General features: G+C 32.0%; 9 protein-coding genes. 2 read left to right on the top strand and 7 right to left on the bottom strand.

The features are described 5' to 3' along the window. Nucleotides 1-66 precede the first annotated feature (66 nt). Together IV513_RS14760 and IV513_RS14755 are read left to right on the top strand one after the other, a co-directional pair. Nucleotides 67-366 (top strand): hypothetical protein, encoded by a 300-nt coding sequence (locus IV513_RS14760; protein ID WP_245168962.1) that lies wholly within the window; start codon nucleotides 67-69, stop codon nucleotides 364-366. Between the two features lie 111 nt (nucleotides 367-477). Next, the gene (locus IV513_RS14755; RefSeq protein ID WP_209391323.1) at nucleotides 478-1830 is read left to right on the top strand and encodes a DEAD/DEAH box helicase; all 1353 of its coding nucleotides are present in this window, start codon (nucleotides 478-480) and stop codon (nucleotides 1828-1830) included. A gap of 42 nt (nucleotides 1831-1872) precedes the next feature. On the opposite strand, the gene IV513_RS14750 is transcribed toward IV513_RS14755, so the two are convergent. The 7 genes from IV513_RS14750 to IV513_RS14720 form a co-directional block, all read right to left on the bottom strand. Continuing rightward, the gene (locus tag IV513_RS14750; protein WP_209391322.1) at nucleotides 1873-2304 is read right to left on the bottom strand and encodes a lipocalin family protein; all 432 of its coding nucleotides are present in this window, start codon (nucleotides 2302-2304) and stop codon (nucleotides 1873-1875) included. Between the two features lie 137 nt (nucleotides 2305-2441). After that, entirely contained in the window at nucleotides 2442-3098 is a 657-nt protein-coding gene (locus tag IV513_RS14745; RefSeq protein WP_209391321.1) for a GDSL-type esterase/lipase family protein, read from the bottom strand. A 60-nt stretch (nucleotides 3099-3158) separates the two neighbouring features. Then, nucleotides 3159-3617, bottom strand: coding sequence for a lipocalin family protein (locus IV513_RS14740; protein ID WP_209391320.1), 459 nt, complete (start codon nucleotides 3615-3617; stop codon nucleotides 3159-3161). Nucleotides 3618-3776: 159 nt separating this feature from the next. After that, entirely contained in the window at nucleotides 3777-4940 is a 1164-nt protein-coding gene (locus IV513_RS14735) for an iron-containing alcohol dehydrogenase (RefSeq protein WP_209391319.1), read from the bottom strand. A gap of 95 nt (nucleotides 4941-5035) precedes the next feature. Continuing rightward, nucleotides 5036-5473 (bottom strand): WG repeat-containing protein, encoded by a 438-nt coding sequence (locus tag IV513_RS14730; RefSeq protein ID WP_209391318.1) that lies wholly within the window; start codon nucleotides 5471-5473, stop codon nucleotides 5036-5038. A 69-nt stretch (nucleotides 5474-5542) separates the two neighbouring features. After that, nucleotides 5543-5944, bottom strand: a complete 402-nt coding sequence (locus IV513_RS14725; RefSeq protein ID WP_209391317.1) for a hypothetical protein — start codon at nucleotides 5942-5944, stop codon at nucleotides 5543-5545. A 106-nt stretch (nucleotides 5945-6050) separates the two neighbouring features. Beyond that, nucleotides 6051-6455: a hypothetical protein gene (locus IV513_RS14720; RefSeq protein ID WP_209391316.1), complete on the bottom strand. Its 405-nt coding sequence runs from the start codon at nucleotides 6453-6455 to the stop codon at nucleotides 6051-6053. Between the last annotated feature and the right edge of the window lie 138 nt (nucleotides 6456-6593).

The raw sequence follows: 6593 nt of genomic DNA, 5'->3' as shown, positions 1-6593 counted from the left end.
AAGTTAAAAAACAGTATTGGATCAAAGAGTTTTTGGATTGGTCTGAAAAGCATAAAGAATTTTTGAATGAAAAATCATACAGCCAAGAAACCGGAAGATGTACATGTGTTCCAAAAGTTAGACGATGAGCAGTTTACTATCTCAAGCGAAATTAAAAATATCGAAAAAACGAACCAGTTAATTAAATCAAGCATCATCAATTTAATACTCACAATGGTTTTAGGAGCTAATATTATTGCTACAGCAATCGTTTTTGTGTCCGAAAAAGGTCCCAAAATAGGAGAGCTGTCTTTAGTCGCAGTTTTAGGATTTAGCTTCTCTATGGTGTTAACGGTAATTCTTTTACTCAGAATTACCAGAAAGTAATCTAAATATTTAAATTAGCTAAACTTTACCTGAAATTAAATATTTGAACTGTAAAATTTACTTCTATTGTTGGTTTAAAAAGCAATTCAAATAATTGCCTATCTTTGCAAAATGGATAAAATCACTTTTGCAGATTTCGAATTACCGGTAAAAATTTTGGATGTTTTGGCAGATCTCAATCTTTTTGAGCCTACACCAATTCAGGAAAAAAGCTTGAAGCCCATTCTTTCAGGTAGAGATGTAATGGGAATTGCACAAACGGGTACAGGTAAAACTTTAGCCTATCTTTTACCTGTTCTTAAAACCTGGAAGTACAATAAAACGGGAAATCCAACTGTTTTAATCTTGGTTCCAACCCGGGAATTGGTTGTTCAGGTAACTGAAATTCTGGAAAAGCTTACAGAAAATATTACTGCAAGAGTAATCGGAATTTACGGAGGTAAAAACATTAATACCCAAAAATTATTGTTTAATGACGGGTGCGATATTTTAGTGGGAACTCCGGGAAGAGTGATGGATTTGGCAATTGATAATGCTATTTCCCTGCGTGAAGTTACCAAACTGATTATTGATGAGTTTGATGAAATGTTGAATTTAGGTTTCAGACCACAGCTTACCCATATCTTTGAAATGATGAAAGAAAAAAGACAGAATATTCTTTTTTCTGCAACCATGACAGAAGCTGTCGATGATATGCTTGATGAGTATTTTGCGAGTCCAGTAGAAATATCTTTGGCAAAATCTGGAACTCCGCTCGAAAAAATAGAACAGACAGCCTATAAGGTAGAAAATTTCAATACTAAAATAAATCTACTTGAGCATTTATTGAAAACAAATGAAGACATGTCTAAAGTTTTGGTTTTCGCCAACAACAAAAAGCATGCGGATCTTGTTTTTACGAAAATAGACGAATTATTTCCTGGTCAGTTTGATGTAATCCACTCCAATAAATCCCAAAATTATCGTTTGAAAGCGATGAAAAGATTTGAAAATGAGGAAATAAGAGGTTTAATTACAACCGATGTCATGGCAAGAGGTTTGGATATTTCCGATATTACCCATGTAGTTAATTTTGAAATTCCTGAGGTACCAGAACAATATATTCACAGAATAGGAAGAACGGGTAGAGCCGATAAAGACGGGAAAGCGGTTACTTTTGTCACTAAAAAAGAAGAAACACTTGCTTTAGATATTGAACTTCTAATGGATAAAGAACTACAATATCTTGCTTTTCCTGAAGAAGTTAAAATTAATCCTAAAAAGATTGCTTCAGAAGAAGAACATGTGGTAATGAAAAACCTTAATCAGGTTAAGATGTATGAAGGAGGCGGTGCTTTCCACGAGAAAAAAGATAAAAACAAGAAAGAAAACTGGGGCGGACCTTCCAAAAGAAAAGCTCCTAAAAAATTTGGAGCCAACAGAGCGCAACAGAAAGCGATATCCAAATCTAAAAGAAAGAAATAAAAAAAGTCCGTTTTACAATTTGTATAACGGACTTTTTTGTTTTTATCTCTTTAAATACATTGTGTACTCATCATCTTTTCCGTCCCCATCATAATCGTCTTTTTCACCTAATAAAACAAGTTCAAAATTGTTGATGGTGATGACTTTGAAACGCATAGTATTTCCATCCAGACTTACGTAAAGATCTTTTTCGTTTTCTTTGTAATTGTAAGTACCGGTAGAATAATCTGATTTACACGTTCCTGAACCTGAATAATATTCATCACTAATTAAGCTTCCGCCTTCTTTGAAGGTAATGTTGGTCTTAGCTTCACAAGCATCTGGAGTTTCAGTTTCAAATTTACCATTGGCATATTTGTAAGTATATTTATTAACCTTCCATGTTCCTACGATAGACGGAACTTCATCATCATCTTTTTTACATGCAGTAAGAGCAAATCCTGCTACAACTGCCATTAATAATTTTTTTTTCATTTGAAATAGTTTATAAATTTCACAAAGTAGTGAAAAATTTTATAATCTGCAAAATGTATTTTTAATACCTTTTTATGCACGAATAAAATTTTAAATAATGCTTTAAACGAAAATAAACTTCTTTGAAAAAACAGAAATTACTTCATGTAAGGATTCATAACAGAAGACCAAAGCCGATAACCTTCCGGAGTGATGTGAAGCATGTCATCAAGAAAAAGATCTTTTCTGATGTTGCCGTTTGAGTCGTTCATTACCTGAGTAATATCAATATAATCTGCATTTTTTTCTTTCTCAATAAATTTTGATATTTTACTGTTTACTTCCTTTATTTTCTGCCATAAGTGTTCTCTGCTTGGAGAAAATTTTATAGAAATATAATCTACCTGAACTGTTGGGAATCTTTCTCTAATTTTTGCGTACAATTCTTTGTAGCGTGCCACTACCGTTTCAGGTTTAAGATTTACGTTATCTGCTAAATCATTTTCACCACAGTAGATGATAATTTGTTTTGGATGATAAGGTTTTAGCAAATCATCGGCATAATCATTAAGATCTTTAAGTCTGGAACCTCCAAATCCTCTGTTGATAATAGTTTTTCCGGGAAAATAATCTGAAACATCTTGCCATTTGGTAAAAGATGAACTGCCTAACAGAAGAATGGCATTTTCGGGAGGTGCTGTTTGCTTATCTATCTTTTTAAAATTCTGAATGTCGTCCCAAAAAATTGGTTTTTTAATCTGAGCTAGAAAAAAGCCGAATGTAAATATAAGTATGAATGAAAAGATGTTCTTCATTTCTGTTTATTTTTGAAATTTGAGTTGTAATAAAAACTCCCGAAATTTTCGGGAGTTAAGTTATCTTTTATAAGTAATGTAAGTGTAATCTATTTTTGTATCGCCGTTCTGGTCTATATTGTCACTCATCGTCATTATTCTCAATTCTGAACTGCTGAGTATTACAACTTTGTAAGGTCGATCTACATCATTTACAAAGTCGGTAACCAATATTTTAGTTTCATTATCATATGAATATTTTCCCTCAACTTTTGTATTGCTGCAGTTTGCACCAGATCCTGTAAATGCGTTGTATGAAGCATAATAATCTGTTCGGAATTCCAAAACATTTTTTGTTTCGCAACCTGTTGGTATCATCGTTTGAAGTACAGTTTTGTTATCAGCACCCGATATTACTTCGGTTTTTACAGTTTTCCATTCGCCTTTAAGCATATCTAGTTCATACCCTTGGTTGTCATCTTTTTCACAAGAAGTCAGTGCTAATGCAGAAAAGGCAAATAAAAGTAGGTGTTTTTTCATTTTCACAAATTTTATAATATGCTAAAATATAAATAAATTTGAAATATATATAATGAAAACGTGCTTTTTTAATCAATTATTTGAAGAAAATATATTTTTTAATTTCAAAAATAGTTTAGTTTTTAGATTCTTGTTACAAAATAATAAAAATTAAACGGTTTAATAACTCATTTCTACGATTTTAAAGGCGTCTTTAGGCGTTAGATTTTTATGTTCTCCTAAGCCAAGCCATTTTCTTTCGGTAAATGCTTTCTCAACTTTTTCTGCAGTTCCGGCAAAATCTTTTGTGTAATCTGAAAGTTTGGTCTGTATATGAAGGCTGTGGAAAAATTCTTCAATTTTTACAATAGCTTTTTCAGCTTTTTCATGGATGCTTCCTTCAGAAATTCCCCAAACTCTTTCTGCATATTGTGCAAGTTTTTCTTTTTTGGCTTCGAAATTATAGCGATAGTGCGAAGGAGCAATTACAGCAAGTGTTCTCGCATGATCTATTCCGAATTGTGCAGTAAGTTCGTGCCCCATTGCGTGCACCGCCCAGTCTGTGATAACACCTTTTTGGATAAGTCCGTTAAGAGCCATCGTACAACACCACATAAAATTGGCAGCATCATCATAATTAAATTCTTCTGCCATTACTTTCGGAGCAGTATTCTGAAGACTCATCAAAATGCTTTCTGCTATTCTTTCCTGCATATCAGCAGAAGAAGGAGCAGTCATATACTGTTCTAAAACGTGCGTGTATGCATCTGCAATTCCATTAGCAATCTGGTTTTTAGGAATAGACCGAATTACTTCAGGATCCAATACCGAAAACTGAGGAAATAAACCAGGACCACCACTGGAAAGCTTTTCATTTGTTTCTCTTCTGGAAATAACATATCCCGAATTCATTTCAGAACCTGTTGCAGGTAATGTAAGAACCGTTCCGAAAGGCATTCCTTCACCTTCCATTGTTCTCACAGGTTTTGTGAGAATTTCCCACGGTTCGCCGCTGTAGTTTGCTGCCGCAGAAATAAATTTAACTCCATCTATTACCGATCCTCCACCTACAGCAAGCAGATATGTAATGTTATTTTCTTTAATGAAGTGCAATGCTTTAATAAGCACTTCATATTCAGGGTTTGCAGGAACGCCACCAAACTCATGTACTTCATGATTTTTTAAAGCATCTTTTACCTGATCGTAAACACCATTTTTTTTGATACTTCCACCACCGTAAATCATTAAAATTTTAGAATCCTGAGGTATTTCTTTTGAAATTTTAGCGATTTCTCCTTTTCCGAAAAGTATTTTTGTTGGATTTTTAAACTCGAAATTAAGCATTGTTTATATTTTATTTTGACATCAAATTTATGAATACAAAAACAAAATAGTTCTTAATAAAAGTTTAAAATTTTAATTATTTATTTCGATTAAAACTATTGGAATTTCATTTTAAGTTCTTCCAGAGAATAGTTGGGCGGTACAGACTCTTTTCCGTTTTCGTCGATAAGTCCGAAATGGTTGGTCGTAGATTCTACCACAGCGAAACCTTTTTTGAAGTCGCCAAACTTTCCTATTTTTTCATAAATAGCGGGTGTAACTTCTTTTCCTTCTCTGTTGATAAGTCCATAAGTGTCTGCAATAGATTTTACTAATGCAAAATCTGGATGAATAATTCCAAATTTCTCAATTTTAGAGTAGATTGGAGCGACCACAACTTTTTTATTTTTGTCAATAAATCCAAAAGTACCAGATTTTGTTTTTACTAAAGCCCAATTCTTTTGATATTCATCAAAACGATAAACTTTCTGATATTGCGAAAATGTTTTAATGCTTAAAAATAAAAAAAAGGAGCTTAAGAATATTTTTTTCATGTTGAAGTTTGTGGTATGATTAATTGTTTGTTTTTAAATGATTTTATTTACATAAAATAGTTTCAAAACCTAATCTAAAACAACTTTGTAGTACCCATTTTCTTTGGTGTACGAAACATTATCAAACTTAATTTCATCTATTTTAAAACCATCACAGTCATCAGTAACCGGAGAAGATTTTATCGAAAATTCTGCAATTTTAATCGTATTGTATAATTTGTAATTTTTAGTACCGTTGAAACTTCCGACACGTTCTAAAACAATTTTAAAATCATTAGTTTTTGTAATTTGTACACCAACTCCATCGCTATCGGAAATTCCTACAGTGGTAAGAGTTCCGTTTTCTAAAAGATTTTGTCCTGAAGAATTCACCAGTTCGAAAACTACTTTTTCAGGAGCGGTATAACAGTCTTTTTTGCAAGAACAGGTTAGTAATAAAATACTTAACAACATTAATACTCTGCTTATCATAATATTTTAATTTAAATTGAAACAAATTTAATTAATCGAATACAAATTTTATGCATTAATTCTCAATTTGATGAAAAAAATATCTTTAATTGCAAAAATTAATTCTCTATTTCAAAACTATTTTATAAAATCCACTTTCATCCGTAATATCTATTGCATAACCAGTAAACGTAATTTTCTTTATCTGAAATCCGTTACAACCACCTTTATATTCTGATGACTCAACATCGAAATTAAATTCTCTTATTGGTGAGTAAAAAGTATATTTTTTTGTACCGTTATAGGCACCAATATTCTCTATAATAATTTTATGATCTGAAGTGGTTGTAGTTTGCACAAGATTTTTATTTTCATCTCGAACGTAAAAAGGAGAAAGACTTCCGTCTGCAATGAGGTTTTCGTTGTTAGAATTTACGAATTCAAAAACAACAGGTTGCGGTGCATTATAACATTCTTCGCCACAAGAGCTCAGCGAGAAGATTATTAGTATAAGAAGAAGTAAATTTTTCATGTTTAAATATAATTTTTGTAATAAGTAAAAATAATCAATATTTTTTTGATTATCCGTTTTTAATCATAACCCTGTAATGTTAGCAATAATAAGCCTTTCAAAGAGGCTATCTCCAAAATATCTTCGATTTAGCTTGTA

This window comes from Chryseobacterium sp. RR2-3-20 (assembly GCF_017808115.1).
Classification (GTDB): Bacteria; Bacteroidota; Bacteroidia; order Flavobacteriales; family Weeksellaceae; genus Chryseobacterium; species Chryseobacterium oryzae.
This window is presented reverse-complemented; position numbering and strand designations above follow the sequence as displayed.